The following is a 23,892-nucleotide window of genomic DNA, read 5'->3' on the forward strand; positions in this document are numbered from 1 at the left end:
CAAATCGGGAAATTCGGCGGGGGGAGCCCTACGTTTTCCCGTATAAGCTGCCGCCGAACGGAACGGATATCCGTTTTGCGGCGGCTTCTTTTTTTGCCCGATTTCGGCCGAGACCGAAACCTTACGCAAAAAAAGGACTCTACATAAACAGGCAGAATAAAAAAACAACAAGTCAGGCAGGGGAAGGCGAAAGGAAGTGAAGGCATGATTTCCGCAATCGATACCGCATTTTGGCCGGTCTACACGGCAGCCGCCGTGTTCGGGATCGTCTATGTGCTGGTCGTGACGGAAAAAATAAACGGGGCGGTATCGGCGATTCTGGGAGCCTTGATTCTGCTGGTATCGGGAATCGTCGACTGGAATGCCGCTTTGCTGCATCATATCGGATTAAACGCGCTTCTGCTGCTGCTCGGCATGATGACGACGGCGGCAGCGGCGGATCGAAGCGGCATCGTGCAGGCGATCGCGCTCAAAATTCTGCGCATGACGTCGGGAAATCTGCCCGCCGTGCTGATCTTCGTCACGCTGCTTGCGGCGTTTACGGCGTCGCTGCTCGGCAGCGGGCCGGCTCTGCTGCTGCTCGCGCCGCTGATTCTTCGCATCGGGAAGACGCTGCGCATCGGACCGGTACCTTTTCTGATCATGAGCGTGATCGCTTGCAATCTGGGCGGCATGACCACGTTGACGGGAAGCGTGCCGAATATGATGATCGGTTCGGCGGCCGGCATGGATACGCCCGATTTTGCCAAAGTCTTGTTCGTCCCCGCCGCGCTGCTGCTGCTCGTGCATTTGGCGTTATTGATGTTGATCTTCCGCCGGGAGATGGGAAGCGGCGCCGATCGCCGCGAGGAGCTTCGCGCGATGGAATCTGCGATTTACGTGCCGGACCGCCGCCGCGCGATCGCTTCGCTTGCCGTATTGATTCTGTTGGCGTTCGGGCTGGTTCTGCACGAGCCGTTGAAGCTCGCCAGCGGGACCGTCGCCGTATTGTCCGGAGCGGCGATGCTCATGGTCAACGCGCGTTCGTTCGCGGAGCTTCGACAGATCGTCGAACGCATGGATTTCAAAACGCCCGGCGTGTTGATCGGCTTCTATGTACTGGCCGGAGGATTGGTCGAGACCGGAATCGTCGGCGAGCTCGCCGTGCGTCTGCTGGAACTCGCGAACGATAACAAATCGTTGACGGCCCTGGTCGTGTTCGCCGTCGCCGGGCTGTTCGCGGCGGTGCTCGATCCGATTCCGCTGACGGCCGCGGCCATTCCGCTGATCCAAACGATCGGCATTCAGATGGAAGTGGTACGCCAATCCGATTTGAGTCCGCTCTGGTGGGCGCTGGCTTTGGGCTGCGGGATCGGTTCCAGCGGTACGCTGGCGGGTTCGGTAGCCGGCGTATTGGCGGCCGGGCTGGCGCAGAAGGAAGGGTATCGCTTTTCGTACGTTTCTTATTTCGTCGTGGCCTTTCCGCTCACGCTATTGGCGTTGGCGGCCGGAGGATGGTATTTGTACGCGAAAATTTTGTGACGAAGACGCAAGGATCGTCCGCGTTCGGAGCACGGAAGCAGGAACGAAGCGCAAGACGTCGAATCCAAAGCAGAACGATGTAGGATCGCGGGAGAAGGAGGAAGTTCATGACAGACGAGAAGCTGAACGGGCAAGCGCCCGCGCATGAAGAAATGACCGGAGAAGAACTGACCGAAGCCGTGATCGAGCTTTGCCGCGTCAAAGCCGAAGAACTGCGTTATCTCGGTTATCGGCAAACGACATGGGAAGACGTGTGGCAGTGCGTCAACGCGAAGTACGCAGGCAGGCAGGAACCGCCGCTGCATCGGATCGTTAACGACATTCTGACGCTGCGGGCGGACGGCCTGATGAACTACCTGACGATCGCGGCGCTTAAAGAGGCTCCCCTTTCTTGAGGAGAGCCTTTCTTTTTGCTTCATTGACTGGAATTTCCGGCGTCGCTATAATGGGAATATTGAGAAAAAAGGGGGAACCAGAAACGGCATGAAGAGAATTGTCAGTTTCATTGTTATTGTGCTCGTCTCAATCGGGGTTATGGTCTGGAGCACGCCCAACCTATTAAATTCGGTTCGATTGGGACTGGATTTAAAAGGAGGCTTCGAGATCCTGTACGAGGCGTCGCCAATGACAGGCGGACAAGAAGTCACCCGAGAATCCCTGGTCGAAACGGCGAAGAGTCTCGAAAAACGCGTGGACGCCATCGGGGGAAGCGAACCTGAGATCACGACCGAAGGCAGCAACCGGATCCGTCTCAGAATCGCAGGCGTCACGGACGAGAAAGCCGTAAGGGAACGCATCAAAGAACCCGCCAACCTGACGTTCCGCAGTCTGGGCAGCTCTTCGGACAGTACGACGAACAACGCCGCTGCCGAGGACGAAACGGCGGCAAACGACGAAACGGAAAGCGGAGCGGCGGCGGACCCGTATCAGGGCTTCGACAAAATCGAGCTGACCGGTAACGATTTCAAACCGAACGGCGCTTCCGTCCAGTTTGATCAATTGGGCAATCCGATGATCTCGATCGAACTGAAGAACGCGGACAAGTTCGCGGACGTGACGGGACGTCTGGTCAATCAGCCGATGGCGATCTTCTTGGACGACGAATTGTTGTCCGCACCGAAGGTCAATCAGCGTATCACCGGCGGAACGGCGCAGATCACGGGTCAATTCACCCGCGAAGAAGCGCAGAACCTGCGCGACACCATCAACCTCGGCGCTCTGCCGCTGAAGTTGACCGAGAAATACTCGCAAAGCGTAGGCGCCACTTTGGGCCAACAATCCTTGGATCAGACGCTGACGGCGGGCATCATCGGTTCGATCATCATTTTGCTGTTCATGGTATTCATGTATCGGGTTCCGGGGCTGATCGCCGCGTTCTGCTTGATCATCCATACCTGGGGAACGATCTTGATCTTTAACTGGGCGGGCATCACGTTGACCCTTCCGGGGATCGCGGCGTTCATTCTCGGGATCGGGATGGCGGTCGACGCCAACATCATCACCTACGAACGGATCAAGGAAGAAATGCGCAGCGGCAAGAGCATTTTGTCGGCTTTCCGTGCCGGCAGCAAGAGCTCTTTCCGGACCGTCATGGACGCACAGATCACCACGCTGATCGCCGGCGCCGTTATGTTCTGGCTCGGTACGGGATCGGTTCGCGGGTTTGCGCTCGTTCTGATGATCGATATCATCACCAGCATTATCACGAACGTGCTCCTGTCGCGTTACCTGCTCTCCCTGCTCGTTAAGGCGAAATCCTTGAAGAAGCCGGGGTATTTCGGAGTAAAGGGGAGTGAAATTCGTGAGCTCTAAGACATCATCCGCCAAACTGCCGGAGAATACGAAATGGAATTTCAACTTCGTTAAAGCCAGCAAGTATTTCTACATGTTCTCGATTATCGTGACGCTGGCGGGCATCATCAGCTTGTCGGTGTTCGGATTGAATTACGGCGTCGACTTCCGTTCCGGTTCGAACGTGGATATCTCGGTATCCAAAGTCGTCAGCAAAGAAGAAGTCGCCAAAGTCGTCAGCGATGCCAAGCTCGATCAAGAAGCGAATATTACCGCAGGCAGCACGCGGATCAATATTCGTTTCCCGGAAGTATTGACCGATACGCAGGTGCAGACGCTGCAAACGACGTTCAACAGCCAGATCGATCCCAAAGCTTCTTACGAAGTCAATACGGTAGACACCGAAATGGCCAAAGAGTTGGAGCGCAACGCGCTTTTGGCGATCGCGGTAGCGAGCGTCGGCATCGTCATCTATGTCACGATCCGCTTCGAATGGCGCTTCGCGCTGTCGGCCATCGTGGCGCTCCTGCATGACGCGTTCTTGGTCATCAGCGTATTTTCCATTCTGCGGTTGGAGGTCAATCTGACGTTTATCGTCGCGATTCTGACCATCATCGGTTTCTCGATCAACGATACGATCGTTATCTTCGACCGGATTCGCGAGAACCTACGTTTTGCCAAGAAGCAGACGCACGAAGATCTGGAAGATGTCGTGAACAAGAGCGTATCGCAGACGATGACGCGTTCCTTGGGTACGGTCTTCACCGTATTCATCGCGGCTTTCGCCCTGCTCGTTCTCGGCAGCGAATCGATCCGCATGTTCTCGCTGGCGATGGTTATCGGCCTGCTGTTCGGTACGTACTCTTCCATCTTTATCGCAAGCCCGTTGTGGTTGGCTCTGCGAAGCAAGAAGAAGCCGTCCGCGCCCAAACCTGCCAAAGCAACCAATTAAAGTTTGACGGTTTGACCGCAACAGCAAGATCGGAATCATCTTTTGATCAGGTCGGGCAATGTACAAGCGCATTCGGATTGTCCGGATGAAATCCAAACGTGCTACGGCTGCTTTGCAAAGCCGCGTCCTGTTTCTCGAGACGCGGCTTTTGTGATTCGAAGCGATGCCTAAGAGAGGGGAATAAGGATGACGGTCCGTCAACAAAACATCGAGAAATCCGCAAGTCGGACCGATGTTTTCATGCTTGGCGCTGCTGCGCTGATCAAAGGAATCGGAGGTTGGATCGGCGGAAGTCCGGCGCTTCTCGCGGACGCGCTGAATTCGGCGGTCGATGCGGTTCGCGGCAGCGGGGAGCGCGCCGTTCGGCCAAGCGGCAAACGCAAAGCGCTGGTCAAGATGCTGTTGGCCACGCTGATCTTGGTCGGAGCGATCGAAGCCGTAATCTCCGGAATCGGGCGGCTGATGCGCGATCCCGGCGAAACGGCGGATGTGCGCGCGGTGGCGGCATTCTTCGCGGCGGTGGTTCTGGGCGAAGCGCTGTTCCTGCTGCGTTACCGCAGTTTGAACCGAGAACAAGCCGAAACGGCTAGGCAGTATGCGACGGAACATCGATTTTCGCTTTATGCTTCGATGTTGGTGGCGGTAGGGATGGCTTTGTCGGTTGCCGGCGTCGCTTTCGAGATTCCCGAGTTGATCTACGCCGATTCGGCGGTATCGCTGCTCGTAGCCGTTCTCGCGATCGTCAAAGCGCTAAGGCTCATGCTGCAGGTGTTCGACGAATCGCCGACAGCCGCGCAGCAGGGCGAAGCGGATCCCGCTCCTTTCGTAGAGACCGTTCAGCGGGTGCGAGGCGTTATCGAGGTTCGGGAGCTTCATGCTTTCCGTTCGAACGATACGGTGAAGATCGAACTGATCTTGAGCGTGAATCCGCGCATGACGGTCAGGGAAGCGGAAGAGGTCGCTCAACGTTCGCGCGATCTGCTGCTGCATCGTTTCGTACAGGTGGTCGAAGTCAGCGTACGGATCGAGCCTTACCAGACCGGGTACCCGTACAAATCGAACGACGATCTGCTCGGCAGCAGCGAAGAACCTACGATCATTCAATAAATCATTCCATACACCGATGAAGACGGACACGGACGCGGAGCAATCCGCGTTCGTTCGATTTTGTTCGGTAAAAGGCGAAGAAAGGCAGGTGAGCGTGTGCTTCATTCTCAATATCAATGGAAGATCGCGCGTCCGGAGCAGGAAGCGATCGATCGGCTGAGCGCGGAGCTCGGCGTGTCTCCTCTGTTGGCGTCGCTTCTGATCAACCGCGGATACGAAGGCGCGGAAGCGGCGGCCGAATTCTTGGATGCGGATGCCGATTTGTCCGGGCTGCACGATCCGTTTCTTCTGTACGGCATGGAAGCGGCCGTTCGGCGGATTCGCGAGGCTTTGGAACGCGAAGAACGAATCTGGGTATACGGCGACTACGATGCCGACGGCGTATCGAGTACCGCGCTCATGATTCGGCTGATGAACCGTCTGGGCGCCGATTTCGGAACTTATATTCCGCATCGGTCGAAGGAAGGCTACGGGCTGCACCGCCATGCGATCGACGCCGCTGCCGGAGAAGGCGTCAAGCTGATCGTGACGGTCGATACCGGGATCAGCGCGGTCGATCAGATCGCTTACGCGGCTTCGCTCGGCATCGATGTCGTGGTCACCGACCACCACGAGCCGCCGGCCGTTCTTCCGGAAGCGGTTGCTCTGGTCAATCCGAAACTGCCGATGTGCGAGTATCCGTTCAAAGGCTTGGCCGGCGTCGGAGTCGCGTTCAAATTGGCTCATGCGCTGCTCGGCGAACCTCAAGAACAGTGGACGGATCTGGCCGCGATCGGCACGGTAGCGGATTTGATGCCGCTGACCGGGGAAAATCGGCTGATCGTGGCCCGAGGCATCGAAATGATGCGGCGAAGTCCTTCTCCCGGAGTAGAGGAGCTGCTGGCGGTAGCAGGCAGCAAGCCCGAGCAGTTGACTTCGGTCGGCATCGCTTTTGCTATCGCGCCGCGGATCAATGCCAGCGGACGCTTGGAACATGCGGATCGAGCCGTGGAATTGTTGACGACGGCCGACCGCTCCCAAGCCGAGATGCTGGCGATGGAACTCGATCTGTTGAACAAAGATCGCCAGAAGAACGTCGAAGACATCGTCAGCGAAGCCCGTACCATGTTGGAGGCCAAGATCGCCGCCGAAGGCCGGGTGCCGGACGTGATCGTGTTGGCCGGAGAAGGCTGGAACGTCGGCGTGGTCGGCATCGTGGCTTCGAAGATTCTCGAGCGGTATTACCGTCCGACGATCATCCTGGGCATCGATGCCGAGAAAGGCACCTGCAAAGGTTCCGCCCGATCGATTCCGGATTTCGATATCTACGAGGCGCTGCTGTCGGTCGAAGAAACGATGCAGCATTTCGGCGGACACCCTTCGGCGGCCGGCATGAGCCTGCTGCGCGAACGGCTGGAAGACTTCGAACGGGGATTGGACCAACATGCCGCGCAGGTGCTGCGGCCGGAACATCTGGTTCCGACGACCGAAGCGGAAACGGAATGCCGGCTCTCCGACGTCACGATCCCCGTGATCGAAGAGTTGGAGCGGATGGCTCCGTTCGGCATGAGCAACCCGACGCCGCAGCTTGTATTCCGCGGAGTCAAGCTTCAGCGGATCATGACGATGGGCAAAACGAATACGCATCTGAAATTGGTCGTCGAGCAGGACGGCTGCGCCGTCGAGGCCGTCGCTTTCGGCAGAGGCGCATTGGCCGAATATCTGAGCGAAGGCGATCGGGTCGATCTGCTGGCGGAACCGGGAATCAACGAGTGGCGAGGGAGCCGGAAGCCGCAGTTGATGGTGCGGGATTTGGCGCTGCCGGCGCTTCAAGTGTTCGATCGGCGTTCGCCGACCGCTTCAGCCGACGAGATCGTCCGCTTCCGCAAACGAGCGGAATCCGTGCTGGCCTGCGGCCCGGACGAGATCGCGGCCGCCGTAAACAAAACGACACTAAAAGTTTTGGGCAAGACTCTAGCGCAACTTCCCGTTTGGCTGTATGATGAACATTCCGGGATTCAAGGTACGGAGATCACGCTGTCGGGCGCGAACCCGACGGGGACCAAAACGCTCTTTCTTCTCGATCTTCCCGATACGGAAGCGCAGTTGAATCGGCTGTTGGCCGAAGCGCCTTCGCTCGAAAATATCGTGCTGCTGTATCCGGTCGGCGGGCCGTCCGCGGAGCGGCTCAGCGAGCCGAGCCGGGAGCGGATCAAAACGATCTACGTGGAACTTCGGCGCGCCGCGGCGGAGAATGCGGACGAGGAGCCGTTGGTTCGCCGATTGAGCCAAACGTCCGGCTGCTCGCCGCGAATGATTCGGATGACGCTGGACGTATTCGAAGAACTTCGATTCATTGTACGAAGCGAAGGAAGAGTGCAGGCCGAACCGAGCCCGCCCAAAGCGGCGTTGGATTCGGCCGAAGCGTATCGCGTTCTGCGCGATGCGGAGGAGATGGAACGCAGATTGCTCGGTCCGGGCGAAGACCTTGCGGCTTGGCTTGCAGAGCGGGTCCGGAAACTGCGTGCCGGAGCCCCGGACGATGCTTTAACTTTTTCGGTGTAGGAAGGGCGGAAGCCGTTCTTCCGCCCGGCAAGGACGAACCGAAAGATAAGACTTAGGAGGAGATTCATTTGGATTTTAATCAACATATTCGCGTCATTCCCGATTTCCCGAAGCCGGGAATCAGCTTTAAGGACATCACGACGCTGCTCGGCAACGGTCCGGCTTACCGCGAGGCGATCGACGCGCTCAAGAAACAGGTCGAACACCTCAAGATCGATCTGATCGCGGGACCGGAAGCCCGCGGCTTCGTCGTCGGCGCGCCGCTGGCTTATGCGCTGGGCGTCGGCTTCGTGCCGATTCGCAAAAGCGGCAAGCTGCCGTACAAGACGGTAGAAGTCGAATACGAGCTGGAGTACGGAACGGACCGTTTGGCGATGCATATCGACGCGGTTCAACCGGGACAAAACGTGTTGATCGCCGACGACCTGCTCGCGACGGGCGGAACGATCGCGACGGCGGTAAGTCTGGTTCGTCAGCTCGGCGGCAACGTGGTGGGCGCGGCATTCCTGATCGAGCTGGAAGAGCTGAACGGCCGCAGCCGTCTCGACAACGTCGACGTGTTCAATTTGATTCAAGGCTAAGTGCCTGCACGTATACAATCTGCGTATGTATGACAACTAAGACATATGCGTAAAAACTCGCGATTTGCGATCCCGTGAAGGAAACGGGAGCAAATCGCGGGTTTTTCTCGTTTTTATCCTCTATTCCGCCGAAAAGAACAAAAAACGCGAAAAAAACGCCTTTTTTTGAAACCTAATTCGATACGGTCCGTATAGCATAGGGAGACTCGACGTTAGAGCCTCTTTTCGTATTGGGGTTCTGCGCCGTAAGTCCGCATTTTGGAGTTAAGGAGGGGAATCGAATGTCCGTAATCAGAGAGACCGACCTGCCGGGGATCGGGCGTAAATTCCTGGTCGATACCGAAGAGGGAGAGCGCTTCATCGTGATTCTGCACGAAGACGGCAAACGCGAACTGTTCTGCCCGTCGCCGGTGGAGCCCGAAGAATTGATGCGAGTGGTGACGCTGAACGATACGGAAGCCCGGCAGTTGGGCGGAATCATCGGCGGCATGAATTATCAGCCCACGGCGCTGGAGAAAGCGGAGCATACGCTCGACCATTTGTCTATCGAATGGTACAAGCTGCGCCGGGGCGCAAGAGCGATCGGCCGTTCGATCGGCGAGCTGAAGATTCGGGAGAACACCGGAACGGTCGTGATCGCGTCGATCGAATCGTCGCACAAACAGACGGTCAATCCGGGTCCGGAATACGTGCTCGGCGAAGGCATGACGCTGGTGCTGGCCGGAGAACGTCAGAACATCCAGGCTTTGAAAAGGATGCTGGAAGTAGGTGAGGCTTGATGGATCATATGGTTTTCGAGGTCGGAGTCGCGGTTCTGCTGATCGCGCTGGCAGGGTTCCTGTCGGCCAAGCTTCGCTTCTCCGTCGTTCCTTTCTACATCCTCGCGGGAATGGCCGTCGGGCCCCACGCTCCGCACTTCGGATTGATCGATCTTCGCTTTATCCACAGCGCCGAGCTCATCAACTTCATGGGCCGGCTCGGCGTGATCTTCCTGCTGTTCTATCTGGGACTCGAGTTTTCCGTCGGCCGATTGGCCAAAGCCGGCAAATCGATCGCGGTGGGCGGCACGATCTATATCGCGATCAACTTTACGTTGGGTCTGATCTTCGGCTTCCTGTGCGGATTCCCGGTGCTGGAGACGCTCGTGATCGCGGGCATCACGACCATTTCGTCCAGCGCGATCGTCGCGAAAGTTCTGGTGGACTTGAAGCGGACGGCCAATCCGGAGACGGAAATGATTCTGGGCATCATCATGTTCGAGGACGTGTTCCTCGCGGTGTACTTGTCCATTCTGTCCGGTCTGCTGCTCAGCGGCGCAACGACGCTCGGAGGCGTTCTGCTGTCTGCGGGAATCGCGCTCGGGTACATGCTGCTGGTGTTGATCGTGGGACGGCTGCTCGTTCCGGTCCTTAACAAGATCCTCGGCGTCTCGTCGAACGAGATCTTCTTGACGACGATCTTCGCGATGCTGTTCATGGTCGCGGGTTTCTCCGAGACGATCCACGTCGCGGAAGCGATCGGCGCTTTGTTGGTGGGACTGGTGCTCGCGGAGACCAAGCATATGCATCGGATCGAAAAAGCGATCCTGCCGTTCCGCGATTTCTTCGGCGCTTTGTTTTTCTTCAGCTTCGGTCTGACGATCGATCCGCTCAGTCTGGGAGGCAATGCGGTATGGCTCGCGATCGGCGCGGTCATTCTGACGATCATCGGCAATTACACGGCGGGCATGTTGGCCGGGCGCAGCGGCAAGCTGTCGCCGAAAGCTTCTTCCAACGTCGGTCTGACCATCGTATCGCGCGGCGAATTCTCCATCATTATGGCGAATCTGGGCGCGGCGGGCGGACTGATGGCGATCCTTCAGCCTTTCGCGGCGATCTACGTATTGATTCTGGCGGTACTCGGGCCGTTCTTGACGAAAGAATCGGCGATGGTTCACCGGTTCGTGAGCAAGATCATTCCGATGAAACCCAAGCCCGGCGGAGACAAACTGCAATGACGTTGGTCAACAGGAATTATTTTCCTATAACATGGATCGGGAGCGTTCCATTACCGGATGTCCGTATCATGGGAAAATAACTCGTGCAGCAGTGCGTCGTCTCCGTCCGATGCGGGAAGTCCGCGGGTCGGGTTCGTTCGCGGGGCCGGAAGCGGCGTACAGGAATAACCGCCTTCGGGCGGGCAGCAGAAAAAGGCCGTGCGGCCTCTTCGCGAGAAGAGGAGCACGGCCTTTTCGGCGTTCGCATAAGACTGCCGGCGAGTGGATCAGATATCCGGCGTTTTGACTTCCGTTTCGATTTCTTCTTTTTCGTTGGACAGACCGATCAGCGCGATCAAACGGAAAACGAGATTGACCACGATGCCGACGATCGTCGCCAAGGCCATGCCTTTCAGCGTTACGGTGCCGATCGTCAACGTTACGCCGCTGAGGCCGGTCCCCAGAATGATCGCCGCGAGCAGCATGTTGACCGATTTGGAGAAATCGACTTTCTGTTCCACGAAGATCCGCAGGCCGGATACGGCGATGATGCCGAACAGCAGCAGCGACACGCCGCCCATGACGGGCTGCGGAATATTGCTGATGACCGCGGAGAATTGGCCGAAGAACGACAGCACGATCGCGATGATCGCCGCGCCGCCAATCACGAATACCGAGTACACGCGAGTCAGCGCCATAACGCCGATATTTTCGCCGTAAGTGGTGTTCGGCGTGGAGCCGACGAAACCGGACAGGATGGTCGACACGCCGTTGCCGAGCAGCGAACGGTGCAGGCCCGGGTCTTTCGACAAGTCTTTGCCGACGATGTTGCTCGTGACGAGCAGGTGGCCGATATGCTCCACGATGACGACGAGCGCGGCGGGCAGGATCGTGAAGATCGCGGCCGCGTCCCAAGTCGGCGTGGCGAACTGCGGCAAGGACAGGAAGCTGGCTTCGCCGACCGCCGCGGTGTTGACTTCGCCCATGAAGTAGGCCACGGCATATCCGGCCGCGATGCCGATCAGGATGTGAATGATCTTAGGGAATCCGCGGAACAATACGGCACCCAGCACGGTGACCGCCAGCGTCACCATCGAGATGGTGATCGCGTTCGCGCTGTAGCTGACATTGCCCGTCGCGGCGTCTGCGGTACCCAGCAGTCCGGCCATATTGGCCGCGGTCGGCAGCAGTTCGAGACCGATCAGCGCGACGACGCAGCCCATGACGACGGGAGGAAACACGAAGTCGATCCAGCCCGTTCCGGCCGCTTTGACCAGCAGGGCGACGAGGACGAATACCACGCCGATGACGATGAACGCTCCCAAAGCTTTGGAATAGTTCTCCATGTTGCCGGGCTCGACCAGCACGACGCCGACAGGACCGAGGAAAGCGAAGCTCGATCCCAGATAAGCCGGAATTTTGCCTTTGCAGATCAGAATGTACAGCAGGGTGCCGATCCCGTTCATCAGCAGGATGACGCTCGGGTCCACCCCGAACAGGGTCGGGACCAAGACGGTGCTGCCGAACATGGCGAACAGATGCTGCAAACTGAGCAGAAGTCCGGGGGCGAAAGGCGGTCTTTCATTCACTTGGATTTCGCGCTGCAAAAAATCTCACTCCTTAGGGCATAGGTTTGAGCCGCTCCGGACAAGCGGAGGGAGCGGCTCTTGGCGGATGAGAAAAACGGGTGGAAAACGGCTGAACGCCGAGGCCGAAAGAGCCAAATCCGTACGCGCTTGATCATCTTAGCTAGATTACAGAGATTTTTGTTTTTTTTCAATAACATTTTCGCGAAAAACGCGAATAACTTTCGGATTTAGACAATCGCGTGACCAAAAGCCGATCCGCCGCACGCGCGCCGCGCTTTCATGAGGTTATGGTGAAGAAAGCAACAATTTCCCTGCACGCATTGACGGAGGTAGTCCTAAAAGGCATAATGAAAGGAAAACCCTATCGATAGGCCTGAATGCGTAGGAGCTTGTCCCGAGCCAATGTTCGGAGACAAGCCGTCAGTTTCGCGGACAGGCTTCATTTTCTTATAGAAAGGAATCGGAAAGGACTCAATGGGCATTGAACGATTACTTGAAAAGGCGTCCGCTTACATCCGAGAGTCGGATCTTCCCCGTATCCGGGAAGCCTACGAATTCGCCGATAAGGCCCATTCCGGCCAGGTCCGAAAGTCCGGCGAACCGTATATTCTGCACCCGTTGGCGGTCGCGGATATCGTCGTGGGCATGCAGATGGATACCACGTCCATCGAAGCGGCTCTGCTTCACGACGTCGTCGAAGACACGACCGTGTCGCTGGACGAGATCCGGGAGCGCTTCGGCAAGACCTGCGCGATGCTCGTCGACGGGCTGACCAAGCTCGAACGGATCAAATTCCGTTCCAAGGAAGAACAGCAGAACGAGAATTACCGCAAAATGTTTATCGCGATGGCGCAGGATATCCGCGTGATCGTGATCAAGCTGGCCGACCGGCTGCATAATATGCGCACGCTGAAACACCAATCGGAAGAAGGGCAGCGGCGGATCGCGTACGAGACGTTGGAGATTTTCTGTCCCGTCGCCGATCGACTGGGTATCTCCGCGATCAAATGGGAGATGGAGGATATCGCGCTTCGTTATCTGAACCCGCAGCAGTATTACCGGATCGCCAACCTCATGCACAAAAAGCGCGCCGAACGCGAACAGTTCATCTCCGACGTCATCGTCCGCATCCGCGAGAAATTGGACGAAATGGGCATCGAAGCGGATCTGTCCGGCCGGCCGAAACATATCTACAGCGTCTACAAGAAAATGACGAGCAAAAACAAGCAGTTCAACGAGATTTACGATCTGCTGGCGATTCGCGTATTGGTCGACAACGTCAAAGATTGCTACGCGACGCTGGGCATCATCCATACGCTCTGGAAGCCCATGCCGGGCCGTTTCAAAGACTATATCGCCATGCCGAAAGCGAACATGTACCAATCGCTGCATACGACGGTCGTCGGTCCGAACGGCGAACCGACCGAAGTGCAGATCCGGACTTGGGACATGCACCGCACGGCGGAATTCGGCATCGCGGCCCACTGGGCCTATAAGGAAGGCACGACGGTTTCGCCGGGCGGCGGACTGGAGAACAAAATGCCGTTCTTCAAAGAGATCATCGAGCTGCAAAACGAAGCGAAGGATGCCTCGGAATTTGTCGAATCCCTCAAAATGGATTTCTTCTCCGACCTCGTGTTCGTGTTCACCCCGAAAGGACAGGTCATCGAGCTGCCGGCCGGATCGGTACCGCTCGATTTTGCTTACCGCATCCATACGGAAATCGGCAACCGCACGATCGGGTCCAAAGTGAACGGACGGATCGTCCCGCTCGATCACAAGTTGAAAACAGGCGACATCGTGGAGATCCTGACTTCCAAACATTCGTACGGACCGAGTCAGGATTGGGTGAAGATCGCGCAGTCTTCGCATGCGAGAAGCAAGATCAAACAATGGTTCAAAAAAGAACGGCGCGAGGAAAATGTCGAAAAAGGTCGAGAAAGTCTGGAACGCGAGATCAAAAAATTGGGCCTCGACGTCTCGGAATGGCTGAGCGACGACAAACTGCTCGAAGTGGCCAACAAGTTCTCGTTCAACGATACGGAAGACATGCTGTCCGCGATCGGATTCAACGGCATCACGGCTTCGCAGGTCATCACCCGCTTGACGGAGAAATGGCGCCGCGAACAGGAAGAAAACAGCAATCATCTGGAGCTGACGAACGAAGTCCGCGAAGTGAAAGCCGCTCCGGCCGACAAAGAAAAGAAACGTCCGACCAACGGCGTCAAAGTCAAAGGGGCGAGCAACCTTTTGGTTCGGTTTGCCCGCTGCTGCAATCCGGTTCCGGGCGACGATATCATCGGTTATATCACTCGCGGCCGCGGCGTGTCCGTGCACCGCTCCGACTGTACCAACATCCCGGGGGCAAACGACGGCGAAGAAGCCGCGCGCGTGATCGAGGTCGAGTGGGAAGACGCCGTGGAGTCGAACTTCAGCGTCGATATCGAGATTACGGGTCTTGACCGTCGGGATTTCCTGAACGAAGTGCTGCAAGCCATTTCCGAGAGCAAGACGAACATGACCGCCGTTTCCGGACGCGCGGACAAAAATAAAATGGCGCTCGTGCATATCACGATCCTGATTCGCAACACCGAACATCTGCAATCGGTGGTCGAACGGATCAAACGGGTGCGCGACGTGTATACGGTACACCGCATCATGCAATAAGGACTCGGCAGCGTTCGGCTTCGGTCCGACAAAGGAGTATGTTTTTTCCATGAAGATGGTCATTCAGCGCTGCAAATCGGCTTCGGTCGAAGTCGGGGGCAGCACGGTAGGGAATATCGGGCACGGTCTGATGATCTTGGTCGGCGTGACCGACGGCGATACGGAAAAAGATGCCCGGTATCTCGCGGATAAAGCGGCGGGATTGCGGATTTTCGAAGACGAATCGGGCAAAATGAATCACAGCGTCGAAGACGTGGGCGGTTCGATCTTGTCCGTATCCCAATTTACGCTGTACGGCGATTGCCGCAAAGGCAGACGTCCCAACTTTATGGCTGCCGCCCGTCCGGAGCCGGCCGAGGCGCTTTACGAAGCGTTTAACGAAGCGCTTCGAGCCCGCGGCCTTAAGGTCGAGACCGGCGTTTTCGGAGCGATGATGGACGTATCCCTGGTCAACTGGGGACCCGTCACCTTGATCGTCGACAGCAAAGAATGACGGCATGCGCCGTCCGCATAACCGTTTCGCCTGCCTTGCGGCAGCGCGAAGCGGTTTTTCTTTTTGCATGCGCCGCGGTGTTAGAAGCGAGGGAGGGCAGGGTAATAAGAAAGCGAGAACGACACATCAAGAAGAAGCAGAGAGGAGCTCGACACGGATGAGTAAAATCGCATTCTTGCTCGCGAACGAATTCGAAGATTCCGAAATGCAGGTGCCGTACGACGAGCTGCAAAAAGCCGGCCACACGGCCCACATCATCGGCTTGAAAGCCGGAGAAACGGTTAAAGGCAAACAAGGCAAAGCCGAATACACGACGGATAAAGCCATCTCCGAGGTCAGCGCTTCGGACTATGACGCCGTCGTCATTCCGGGCGGTTCTTCGCCGGAAAACCTGCGTCTCGACGAAAACGTGCTTCAGTTCGTCAAAGACGTCAACGCGTCGAAGAAACCGATCGCCGCGATCTGCCACGGGCCGCAAATTCTGGCCAGCGCCGATCTGCTCAAAGGCCGCACGATTACTTCGTACCCGCCGCTTCAAGACGACATGGTCAATGCGGGCGCAAGATTCAAAGACGAAGAAGCGGTCGTGGACGGCAACTTCATCACGTCGCGCACGCCGGACGACGAGCCCGCGTTCGTGCGGGAAATCCTGAAGGCACTGTGAGACCGGCTCGGCCGGTCCGCTGCCCTTATAAACTTCTCGGATTCGACCCGATGACCCCGTATATGTGCACCAGATAAGTGCTTTGCGAAGTACCGCGAATATCCAATACACGAGGAGGGAATCACGATGTCGAAACATATCCAAGCGTATTTCAAAACGGAAAGCGAAGCCGAAGGCGCAAGAATGAGTCTGATGACGTTCAGCACCGAACAGCTCGAAGTCGGCGAACTGCAAGGCGGCGTAGGTTACGGAGGCGACCGCGGAAGCGGCCGCGTGGTCGTGCCGCTCGTTCCGCTCGCAGGCACGTCGAATGCCGGATTCAGCGGCGGAGTAAACGGCTCAGGCGGCGCGGGCAGCATGATCGGCGACCAAGCGGTGCCGGTGCCGGCTCACCGCGAGTCCGGCGCGCTGGGCGGCCAACCGATCGACAAAGACGAAGTGGACGAAACTTATGAAGACGCTTCCGATGCGGACCTGCGCGATCTGAGATATACGCTTTCGGCCAAAGTCAGCGAAGCGGATTATCCGGCGGTCGTCCGCAAACTTCGCAACAACAACGGTTACGTTCACGTATACGATTGAGCCCGGCTCGAGGATTTGTAATCGAATCGTAATGTTAGATTCACATTCCTTTAACAAGAGGCGGGTATATTAGAAGCATGACCCCCTTAGATAAATTTGGACGACCCGCAGCGCAGCTGGCGGGTCTTTTTTTGCGCGGATTTTTCATGAACGCGGAAGTTCGCGGCAAACGGACCGAATTTTTGCCGAGTCGAACGGTTGACTTTAATCAAGTACTTGATTACAATCATAAAATATAACAAACGCAGTGAGCTTGGACGATCGGTTCGTTTTCGGCTTGCTGCACATAAGACGATTCGATGACGGGAAAAAGTAATTCGGAGAACGAAGCGCACAAGAGAGGAATTCCGGATCGTTTGTTCTGGGTTTTGAAATCAGACAAACGTTCAGGCTGGAAGAATTCCGCGCGGCGGCCGAAAGAAAGACCTCCCCGAGAACGCACGGCGAAAGGCGGAAAAAACGGAAGATTCCGATCGGAATCGATACGTTTTTTGGACTTCAAGTAGCCGATGCGCGAGACAGGCGGGCGTTAACCGTCGTTAATGAAGCGGGTTTATCGTTTCTTCCGAAGATCGGCCGTGCGCGGCCGACTGAACAACGGAAGGCGATCCCGAAATGTGGGTGGCACCACGGGAGATTCGTATATGCGGTCCCTCGTCCCTGTACTATGCGTAACAACGGCATAGACGGCGGACGAGGGGCTTTTTGATATTTCATAAAAAGAACCCGGCCCCGCAAGCCGGAAAAGGAAGGAAAGAGAAACCATGGATTTTCAAAAACCGAAAGGCACGTTGGACTTTCTGCCGGGAACCGTCGAAAAATGGCAGTACGTCGAACGTAAAGCGCGCGATCTGTGCCGTCGTTTCAATTATCGCGAGATTCGTACCCCGATTTTCGAATACACGCAGCTGTTCCAGCGCGGCGTAGGCGAAACGACGGATATCGTCCAGAAAGAAATGTTCTCGTTCCAAGATATGGGCGGCCGCGGCATGACGCTTCGTCCGGAAGGCACGGCAGGCGTCGTGCGCGCTTATGTCGAGAACAAACTTTACGGAGAGCCGGACGTCTCGAAGCTGTATTATATCGGGCCGATGTTCCGTCAGGAACGTCCGCAGGCCGGCCGCTACCGCCAGTTCCACCAGTTCGGCATCGAAGCGATCGGCTCCGTCGATCCGGCGATCGACGCGGAAGTCATCGCGTTCGGCCTGCAATTGTTCGAAGACATCGGCCTTAAAGGGACGAGCGTCGAGATCAATTCGGTCGGCAACGCCGCTTCGCGGGCCGCTTATAACGATACGCTGCTGGCGTTCCTCAACCCGATGCGCGAGAGCCTGTGCAAAGACTGCCAGAGCCGGATCGACCGCAATCCGCTTCGCGTGCTCGACTGCAAAGTCGATCAGGACAAATTCGTCGGCGCGCCGTCCATTCTGGACAGCCTCGACGAAGAGAGCAGCAGCCACTTCGAAGCGGTCAAAAGCAATTTGGACGCGATGGGCGTCGCTTACACGATCAATCCGCGTCTGGTTCGCGGACTGGATTATTACACCCTGACCGCGTTCGAGTTCAAAACGCAAAGCGGCATCGGCGCGATCGACACGATCGGCGGCGGCGGACGTTATAACAAACTGGTCGCCGAAGTCGGCGGACCGGACCAACCGGGCATCGGCATGGCGATCGGCATGGAGCGTTTGCAGCTGCTGCTGGCCGATCAGCAAACGGAGATGGACGACGAGCAAAAGCTGGACGTCTATCTGATCGCGCTCGGCGACAAAGCGAGCGGCGAGATCACCAAGCAGCTGCACAAGCTGCGCCGCCTCGGCTTCTCGGCGGAACGCGATTACCAATCGCGCAAGATGAAGGCGCAGATGAAATCGGCGGATCGCCTGAAAGCGCGTTACACCGCGATTCTCGGCGACGACGAATTGGAACGCGGCGAGATCGCCGTCAAGTCGATGGAGACGGGCGAGCAGGTATCGGTGAAGCTGGAAGAGCTGGCTTCCGCTCTGAAATAAATTCGCGAAATCACGAAGCTTCGGCAAGACCCCAATAAACGGTTCAACCAAAGGAGAATGCACGATATGATGCTGAGGACTCATCACTGCGGACAGATTACGTCCGCGCAAATCGGAGAAACGGTAACACTGAACGGTTGGGTGCAGACCCGCCGCGACCTTGGAGGCGTCTTGTTTATTGACCTGCGCGACCGCAGCGGCATCGTGCAAACGGTATTCAACCCGGCTTATTCGGGCGAAGCCCTGACCGTTGCCGAGCGCGTACGGACCGAATACGTTCTGGCGGTAAAAGGAACGGTGGTCAAACGCGACGAAGAGACCATCAACAAAAACCTGCCGACCGGCGAACTGGAAGTGCGCGTGACCGAGATCGAAGTGCTGAACGCGGCGAAGACGCCTCCGTTCTTCATCGAAGACGGCGTCGAAGTCGACGAATCGCTGCGGCTGAAGTACCGTTACCTCGACCTGCGCCGTCCGGAAATGCAGAAGACGCTGATGCTGCGTTCGAAGTCCGCGAAGATCTTCCGCAACTTCCTCGACGATCAAGGATTCGTGGAAGTCGAAACGCCGATCTTGTCCAAGAGCACGCCGGAAGGCGCGCGCGATTACCTCGTACCGAGCCGCGTGCACGAAGGCGAATTTTTCGCCCTGCCGCAGTCGCCGCAGATCTATAAGCAGCTGCTGATGGTCAGCGGCATCGAGCGCTATTATCAGATGGCCCGCTGTTTCCGCGACGAAGACCTTCGCTCCGACCGCCAGCCGGAATTCACGCAGATCGACTTGGAGATGTCGTTCGTGTCCCGCGACGACATTCTGGGCATGATCGAAGAATTGATGGCGAAACTGTTCCGCGAAACGATCGGCGTCGAAGTACAGCTTCCTTTCCAACGCTTGACGCACGCGGACGCAATGGCGAAGTACGGTTCCGACAAGCCGGACCTGCGTTTCGGCATGGAGCTGGTCGACGTGGGAGACATCGTCGAGACCAGCGAAGTCAAAGTCTTCGCTTCGGTCATCGGCAGCGGCGGTCAAGTCAAAGTGCTGAACGCCAAAGGCTGCGGCACGTGGACGCGCAAAGAGATCGACGATCTCGGACCTTACGCGGCGCGCTACGGAGCGAAAGGCTTGGCTTGGATCCAAGTCAAAGAAGACGGCTTCAAAGGCCCGATCGTCAAATTCATGAGCGAAGAAGTCATCGAAGCGCTGCGCGAGCGTACCGGCGCGGAAGTGGGCGACCTGCTGCTCTTCTCGGCCGACAAGAAACAAGTCGTCGCCGACGTGCTCGGCGCGCTGCGCCTGAAGATCGGACGCCAGCTCGGCCTGATCGACGACAGCATCTACAAGTTCGCTTGGGTGCTCGACTTCCCGCTGCTGAGCTACGACGAAGAAGCGAAGCGCTATGTCGCGGAACACCATCCGTTCACGCGTCCGCTGGCGGAAGACCTCGAACTGTTCGAGACCGATCCGGGCGCGGTGCGCGCTCAGGCGTACGACCTGGTGCTGAACGGCTATGAAGTCGGCGGCGGTTCCCTGCGGATCTTCGAACACGAGCTGCAGCAGAAAATGTTCAAGCTGCTCGGCATCTCCGAAGAAACGGCTCAGGAGCAGTTCGGCTTCCTGCTGGACGCGTTCCAATACGGCACGCCTCCGCACGGCGGCTTCGCGTTCGGTTTCGACCGTCTGGTGATGCTGCTCACGCAGCGCACCAACCTGCGCGAGACGATCGCGTTCCCTAAGACGGCAAGCGCGACCGACCTGCTGATGAACGCTCCGGCAGCGGTGGACAAAGGGCAGTTGGATCAACTGCATATCAAGCTCGCGCCGAAACCGGTCAAAAAACCGGCGGCAGCGGAAAGCGAACAGGCGTAACGCAAACGAAAAAAGGCAGCCGGCTTCGGTCGGTCTGTCTTTTCGCTTTGTCGGATCGGAATTCGTGCCGCAGCGTCCGGGCTTCGCAGGCGCCGCGGTCCGTCATTCAAAGATGAAGGAGGAACTCTCATTATGCTGCATGCTTTTTCCCGAACGGAGCTCGCGATCGGGCCGGAAGGCCTGAACGAGCTGAAGAACAGCACGGTCGCCGTGCTCGGTATCGGCGGCGTCGGCGCGATGGCGGTCGAAGCGCTCGCGCGCTCGGGCGTCGGCACGCTGATCATGATCGATAAAGACGTCGTCGATATCACGAATATCAACCGTCAGATTCATGCGCTTACCACGACGGTAGGCCAGCAGAAGACCGAGCTGATGGCCGAACGCGTCAAATTGATCAATCCGGAGATCAACACGATCGTGCTGAATATGTTTTATACGGAAGAAACGTACGAGCAGCTGTTCGAACACAAGATCGATTACGTGGTCGACGCTTCGGATACGATCATCTACAAGATTCATATCATCAAAGAGTGCTTGAAACGCGGCATTCCGATCATCTCCAGCATGGGCGCGGCCAACAAGATGGACCCGTCGCGTTTTCAGGTGGCGGACATCTCCAAAACGAAGATGGACCCGATCGCCCGCATCATCCGCAACAAACTGCGCAAAGAAGACGGTATCAAAAAAGGCGTCAAAGTCGTCTTTTCGACCGAAAAGCCGATCAAACCTCGCGTGGACGTGACCGAACAGATCGCGCCCGCGGGAGCCAAGATCCGCAAAGCGAAACAGCCGCCGGCCAGCAACGCGTTCGTTCCGCCGGTCGCGGGCTTGATCATGGTCAGCGAAGTGATCAAAGACTTGATGATCGCCGGAGGGCATCCGCTGCCTGATCAAGAGCAATAAGAGAAGAAGGGCAGCGCGCGGAAATAAGTTCGCCCGCTTCGGTTCTTTGCCGCCGATCGCGCCGCTTTTCCGGCTTGCATTCTTTTCGTCGACGCGCTTTCTCTCAATGGGGAAAGCGCGTTTTTGCGTCGTCCGAAAATAATTAAGGTGCTTTTTTCCGAATTATGCTATGCTAATAGTCCTTTTGCTTTTTCGCTTCGTACCGGATTCGGGCGGAGCGACACGGCGAATGACTATCGGCATTTTGTGCGGCTTGCGGCCGCTCGCGCTTCGGCGCGGCCGGCCGTCAAGCCTGATCGGTTCCCCAGAACCTCTGTGCAAAATGCTCTCTTAGGAGGTAACTGAAGTGAGTGAAGACGTTCAAAGTGCCTATCAAGAAGAGCAAAACAAGTTGGTTTCCGTACTCGGCGAGATCGGAAACCAACTTGCGCGCCTTCGGGCGGTACCGGTGTATACCGGGCACGATTTTACCGAGCAAGTACTGGAAGCGGGGCGCGAAGAACGCCGTCAACGCCTCGCGAAGTCCGAGCCGGAGCCGTACTTCGGCCGCATGGACTTCGAAGAAGACGGAAGGTCGGTCCCCGCGCCGCTCTACATCGGCAAAACGGGACTCGACGGCCCCGATCGCGGCAGCCTGCCGATCGTGATCGATTGGCGCGCGCCGGTCGCGAGCTTGTTCTACTCCTTTACCGGAGGCGAGGAACGGATCGAATACGAAGCGCCGGAAGGCCTGATCGGCGGCACGGTCCATCTCAAGCGCAATATCATGGTCCGCAAATCCGAGCTGGAACGCGTGGTGGACACGTATACGCGAGGCGGCGAAGAACCGGCGGTGTCGGACGAATTCCTGCTCTATCGACTCGGCGAAAACAAAGACAATCGTCTGCGCGACATCGTCTCGACCATCCAAGCCGAACAGGACAAGATCATTCGCGCGGAGAAAAACAAAGCGTTGATCATTCAGGGGGTAGCGGGCAGCGGTAAAACGACCGTCGCGCTGCACCGTCTGGCGTTCCTGCTCTATCAGTATCAAGAACAGGTATCGGCGGAGAAAATGATCATCTTCGCGCCGAACGGCATGTTCCTGGACTATATCTCGGGCGTGCTTCCGGAGCTCGGCGTCGGCGATATCCAGCAGCGTACGTTCACGGATTGGGCGGCGAAACTGCTCGGCCTCGAATCGATGTTGGCCGATCCGGCGGAAACGCTGGACTTCTGGTTCGGCGAAGCGGGCGGAACGGCGCCGGGCGACGACGCGCCGGGCCGTTTCAAAGGTTCGGATCGTTTCCGCGCCATGCTCGACGCCGCCGCTTCCGCGCTCGAAGCTTCGGGCGCGCCGGAACTCGCGTTCGAAGCGTGGGAAGGCAAAACCTTGCCGTACGAAACGATTCTGCATTGGTATGCGGACGAGTACAAACATTATTCGGCGGCGGGGCGCAAAGAGAGGGTCTTGGCCCGGATTCACCGCTGGATCGAGATGGAACTCAAGAACGTCAAGCCGGAAACGCTGCGCAAAGAACATAAGAAAAAAGCGGCGGCGCGAGAAAAAGCGTATGCGAAAAAATGGCCGGATTTCTCTCCGCTGACGTTATACAAACAAATCTTCGGAGCCGCCAAAGATCCGCGCGGCGTGCTGCCTCAAGAAGCGTTCGAATCGATACCGGCTTCGGTGCTGAAAGCCACGCGCAAAGACCTCAAAGACGGCCGGATTCGCGAAGAAGACCTGCCGCCGCTCTTATACCTGCATCTGCTGCTGAACGGCATCGAAGGCGCGGAACGGTTCGACCATATCGTCATCGACGAAGCGCAGGATTTTTCCCCGCTTCAAGTCTGGGTGCTCGATCGGTTCGTTCGCGGACATTCGTTTACCATCCTCGGCGATCTGTCGCAAGGCATTCATGCCTACAAAGGCGTTCATGCTTGGGAAGAAATGAGCGATCTGTTCGGCGGCGACGAGACTTCGTATCATGCGCTGACGCGCAGCTACCGTTCGACGATGGAAATCATCGGATTCGCCAACGTGATTCTGTCCGGCGGCGTGGCGAACGCGATCGAAGCGGTGCCGGTGTTCCGGAGCGGAGACAAGGTTCGCATGATCGATTTCGGCAGCGCGGACGGAGCGGCAGGCGTTCGGGCGGCCGCGCGGGCGCTGCGAACGTTATGGAACCGCGAACATAAGACCGTGTCGCTGCTGACGCGAACGCAGGAACAGGCGGAAGCGCTGCATGCGGCATTGAGACCGGAATTTCCCGAGATCAATCTGATCGACGGAAGCATGACCCAATACGAAGGCGGTTTGTCCGTACTGCCTCTGCATCTGTCCAAAGGCTTGGAGTTCGACGCGGTCGTGATCGCGGATGCCGGAACAAGCAACTACGGCAGCTCCGAATGGGACGCGAAAATGCTCTATGTCGGCTGCACGCGCGCGCTTCATGAACTGTGGGTCCTGCACGGCGGCGAAGTGCCTTCGTTCTTGGACTGCAGCGGCGAATGGAGCGAGACCGGCTGGCCGGAAGCCTGAGGATCCATCCAACATAGCCAAAAGGAAAGGGCGGCGCCTGCCGTCCTTTTTGCGTAGGTCTTGTCGCGATGTCGAATTTTGCCGCGATCGTTAAGCAACCCGCCTGTCCGGGTAAGAATGA

The 23,892-nt window shown here is 57.4% G+C and carries 18 protein-coding genes; 17 read left to right on the forward strand and 1 reads right to left on the reverse strand.

Going from position 1 to position 23,892, the window contains the following annotated elements:
- Nucleotides 1-204 precede the first annotated feature (204 nt).
- The 9 genes from CDO73_RS14105 (at nt 205) to CDO73_RS14145 (ending at nt 10,492) form a co-directional block, all read left to right on the forward strand.
- Nucleotides 205-1,521 carry an ArsB/NhaD family transporter gene (locus CDO73_RS14105; RefSeq protein WP_088489173.1) on the forward strand — a complete coding sequence of 439 codons (1,317 nt, stop codon included), beginning with the start codon at nt 205-207 and terminating at the stop codon, nt 1,519-1,521.
- Nucleotides 1,522-1,628: 107 nt separating this feature from the next.
- Nucleotides 1,629-1,916: a post-transcriptional regulator gene (locus CDO73_RS14110; protein ID WP_256972701.1), complete on the forward strand. Its 288-nt coding sequence runs from the start codon at nt 1,629-1,631 to the stop codon at nt 1,914-1,916.
- Nucleotides 1,917-2,004: 88 nt separating this feature from the next.
- Nucleotides 2,005-3,333, forward strand: a complete 1,329-nt coding sequence (gene secD, locus CDO73_RS14115) for a protein translocase subunit SecD (RefSeq protein WP_088489174.1) — start codon at nt 2,005-2,007, stop codon at nt 3,331-3,333.
- Nucleotides 3,323-4,264, forward strand: a complete 942-nt coding sequence (secF, locus tag CDO73_RS14120) for a protein translocase subunit SecF (RefSeq protein ID WP_256972702.1) — start codon at nt 3,323-3,325, stop codon at nt 4,262-4,264. The genes secD and secF overlap by 11 nt, the downstream gene beginning before the upstream one ends.
- A gap of 186 nt (nt 4,265-4,450) precedes the next feature.
- On the forward strand, nt 4,451-5,371 hold the full coding sequence (locus tag CDO73_RS14125; protein ID WP_088489175.1) for a cation diffusion facilitator family transporter: 921 nt from the start codon (nt 4,451-4,453) through the stop codon (nt 5,369-5,371).
- 96 nt (nt 5,372-5,467) lie between these two features.
- The gene (gene recJ / locus CDO73_RS14130; RefSeq protein WP_088489176.1) at nt 5,468-7,915 is read left to right on the forward strand and encodes a single-stranded-DNA-specific exonuclease RecJ; all 2,448 of its coding nucleotides are present in this window, start codon (nt 5,468-5,470) and stop codon (nt 7,913-7,915) included.
- A gap of 68 nt (nt 7,916-7,983) precedes the next feature.
- Nucleotides 7,984-8,496, forward strand: a complete 513-nt coding sequence (locus CDO73_RS14135) for an adenine phosphoribosyltransferase (protein WP_088489177.1) — start codon at nt 7,984-7,986, stop codon at nt 8,494-8,496.
- Nucleotides 8,497-8,777: 281 nt separating this feature from the next.
- The gene (locus CDO73_RS14140; protein WP_088489178.1) at nt 8,778-9,275 is read left to right on the forward strand and encodes a cation:proton antiporter regulatory subunit; all 498 of its coding nucleotides are present in this window, start codon (nt 8,778-8,780) and stop codon (nt 9,273-9,275) included.
- On the forward strand, nt 9,275-10,492 hold the full coding sequence (locus CDO73_RS14145; protein WP_088489179.1) for a cation:proton antiporter: 1,218 nt from the start codon (nt 9,275-9,277) through the stop codon (nt 10,490-10,492). Before CDO73_RS14140 ends, CDO73_RS14145 begins: the two co-directional genes overlap by 1 nt.
- A 266-nt stretch (nt 10,493-10,758) precedes the next feature.
- On the opposite strand, the gene uraA is transcribed toward CDO73_RS14145, so the two are convergent.
- On the reverse strand, nt 10,759-12,078 hold the full coding sequence (gene uraA, locus CDO73_RS14150) for a uracil permease (protein WP_088489180.1): 1,320 nt from the start codon (nt 12,076-12,078) through the stop codon (nt 10,759-10,761).
- 456 nt (nt 12,079-12,534) lie between these two features.
- Between uraA and CDO73_RS14155 the strand changes: the two genes are divergently transcribed.
- The 8 genes from CDO73_RS14155 (at nt 12,535) to CDO73_RS14195 (ending at nt 23,771) form a co-directional block, all read left to right on the forward strand.
- A complete protein-coding gene (locus tag CDO73_RS14155; protein WP_088489181.1) occupies nt 12,535-14,727 on the forward strand; it encodes a RelA/SpoT family protein in 2,193 nt (730 codons plus the stop codon).
- Between the two features lie 49 nt (nt 14,728-14,776).
- Complete coding sequence (dtd, locus tag CDO73_RS14160) at nt 14,777-15,220, forward strand: D-aminoacyl-tRNA deacylase (protein ID WP_088489182.1); 444 nt, start codon at nt 14,777-14,779, stop codon at nt 15,218-15,220.
- A 157-nt stretch (nt 15,221-15,377) separates the two neighbouring features.
- A complete protein-coding gene (locus CDO73_RS14165; RefSeq protein ID WP_088489183.1) occupies nt 15,378-15,884 on the forward strand; it encodes a type 1 glutamine amidotransferase domain-containing protein in 507 nt (168 codons plus the stop codon).
- 126 nt (nt 15,885-16,010) lie between these two features.
- Nucleotides 16,011-16,466, forward strand: a complete 456-nt coding sequence (locus tag CDO73_RS14170) for a hypothetical protein (RefSeq protein WP_088489184.1) — start codon at nt 16,011-16,013, stop codon at nt 16,464-16,466.
- Between the two features lie 764 nt (nt 16,467-17,230).
- Nucleotides 17,231-18,478: a histidine--tRNA ligase gene (gene hisS, locus CDO73_RS14180; RefSeq protein WP_088489186.1), complete on the forward strand. Its 1,248-nt coding sequence runs from the start codon at nt 17,231-17,233 to the stop codon at nt 18,476-18,478.
- Between the two features lie 69 nt (nt 18,479-18,547).
- Entirely contained in the window at nt 18,548-20,347 is a 1,800-nt protein-coding gene (gene aspS / locus CDO73_RS14185) for an aspartate--tRNA ligase (protein WP_088489477.1), read from the forward strand.
- A gap of 132 nt (nt 20,348-20,479) precedes the next feature.
- A complete protein-coding gene (locus tag CDO73_RS14190; protein ID WP_088489187.1) occupies nt 20,480-21,250 on the forward strand; it encodes a tRNA threonylcarbamoyladenosine dehydratase in 771 nt (256 codons plus the stop codon).
- Between the two features lie 346 nt (nt 21,251-21,596).
- The gene (locus CDO73_RS14195; protein ID WP_088489188.1) at nt 21,597-23,771 is read left to right on the forward strand and encodes a HelD family protein; all 2,175 of its coding nucleotides are present in this window, start codon (nt 21,597-21,599) and stop codon (nt 23,769-23,771) included.
- Nucleotides 23,772-23,892: the final 121 nt, after the last annotated feature.

The sequence above is a fragment of the Saccharibacillus sp. O23 genome (assembly GCF_002205895.1).
GTDB lineage: Bacteria > Bacillota > Bacilli > Paenibacillales > Paenibacillaceae > Saccharibacillus.

Bases quoted from the DNA above. Each gene is read 5' to 3' on its own strand.
- CDO73_RS14170 (WP_088489184.1), top strand. From the start codon at position 16,011: ATGTCGAAACATATCCAAGCGTATTTCAAAACGGAAAGCGAAGCCGAA.
- aspS (WP_088489477.1), top strand. From the start codon at position 18,548: ATGCTGAGGACTCATCACTGCGGACAGATTACGTCCGCGCAAATCGGA.
- CDO73_RS14105 (WP_088489173.1), top strand. From the start codon at position 205: ATGATTTCCGCAATCGATACCGCATTTTGGCCGGTCTACACGGCAGCC.
- CDO73_RS14140 (WP_088489178.1), top strand. From the start codon at position 8,778: ATGTCCGTAATCAGAGAGACCGACCTGCCGGGGATCGGGCGTAAATTC.
- CDO73_RS14145 (WP_088489179.1), top strand. From the start codon at position 9,275: ATGGATCATATGGTTTTCGAGGTCGGAGTCGCGGTTCTGCTGATCGCG.
- CDO73_RS14110 (WP_256972701.1), top strand. From the start codon at position 1,629: ATGACAGACGAGAAGCTGAACGGGCAAGCGCCCGCGCATGAAGAAATG.
- dtd (WP_088489182.1), top strand. From the start codon at position 14,777: ATGAAGATGGTCATTCAGCGCTGCAAATCGGCTTCGGTCGAAGTCGGG.
- secD (WP_088489174.1), top strand. From the start codon at position 2,005: ATGAAGAGAATTGTCAGTTTCATTGTTATTGTGCTCGTCTCAATCGGG.
- CDO73_RS14165 (WP_088489183.1), top strand. From the start codon at position 15,378: ATGAGTAAAATCGCATTCTTGCTCGCGAACGAATTCGAAGATTCCGAA.
- CDO73_RS14155 (WP_088489181.1), top strand. From the start codon at position 12,535: ATGGGCATTGAACGATTACTTGAAAAGGCGTCCGCTTACATCCGAGAG.
- hisS (WP_088489186.1), top strand. From the start codon at position 17,231: ATGGATTTTCAAAAACCGAAAGGCACGTTGGACTTTCTGCCGGGAACC.
- CDO73_RS14190 (WP_088489187.1), top strand. From the start codon at position 20,480: ATGCTGCATGCTTTTTCCCGAACGGAGCTCGCGATCGGGCCGGAAGGC.
- CDO73_RS14125 (WP_088489175.1), top strand. From the start codon at position 4,451: ATGACGGTCCGTCAACAAAACATCGAGAAATCCGCAAGTCGGACCGAT.